The 873-nt window shown below is 41.6% G+C and carries 1 protein-coding gene; it reads right to left on the bottom strand.

All coding sequences use genetic code 11. From position 1 onward, the window contains the following. On the bottom strand, window positions 1-610 hold a 610-nt coding region (locus ACS8FD_RS18340; protein ID WP_439276902.1), incomplete at its 3' end, for an ABC transporter ATP-binding protein. Between the last annotated feature and the right edge of the window lie 263 nt (window positions 611-873).

Below are 873 nucleotides of genomic sequence, written 5' to 3'. Positions count from 1 at the left end.
GCTCAGCTTCTTCAAGATAATGCGTAGTCAAAATGATGGTCGTATTTTCTTCAATATTAATCTGCTGCATAAATTCCCACATAGAGCGGCGCAGCTCAATATCTACCCCAGCAGTCGGCTCATCAAGAATCAACAGTTTTGGTTTATGAATGAGTGCTCGTGCGATCATCAAACGGCGTTTCATACCGCCTGATAGCTCGCGCGACTTATTGTCACGCTTGTCCCATAAGCCAAGCGCCGTCAACAGTCGTTTCGCCCGTGGTCGTGCTTCCTTAGCTGGGATACCAAAGTAACCGGCCTGAGTAATTAAAGTGTCTTGTACTTTTTCAAACTGGTTAAACTTGAATTCTTGCGGTACCACACCAAGAGATTGCTTTGCAACGGAGGGGTCGGTTAAAAGGTCAGTACCAAAGATATTGACGCTACCAGTTGTTGGTTTAAATAAGGAGCTAATAATGCCAATCATCGTTGACTTGCCCGCACCGTTTGGTCCAAGCAAAGCAAAAAACCCACCTTGTGGCACCGTTAGGCTGACATCTTTTAGGGCCGAAAACCCATTATCATAGGTTTTGGATAGATTTTGGATAGAAAGCGCTGGTACCTCAGACATGAATACCTCTTTATAAATTTATAAAATAAACGTTGTAATGCCTTAATGTGAGGTTGCTATAAGTAGATTTCAACTATAGCAATATATAACGACATTATTGATTTCATCTTTCGTCAATCATAAAAAAACGTCTATCTCAATCAGCGAAATAGACGTTTTACAATCTTATATAAGACATATCAAGGCGGTAATTACAAAACCACTCTTTGTCGCGTATACCTACGCAGACTAGCTGGCTTCCCCTACCATATAATCCACAGCAT

This window comes from Psychrobacter sp. 1U2 (assembly GCF_051847575.1).
Note: the sequence above shows the minus strand (reverse complement) of the source record. Positions and strands in the feature narration are given on the sequence as shown.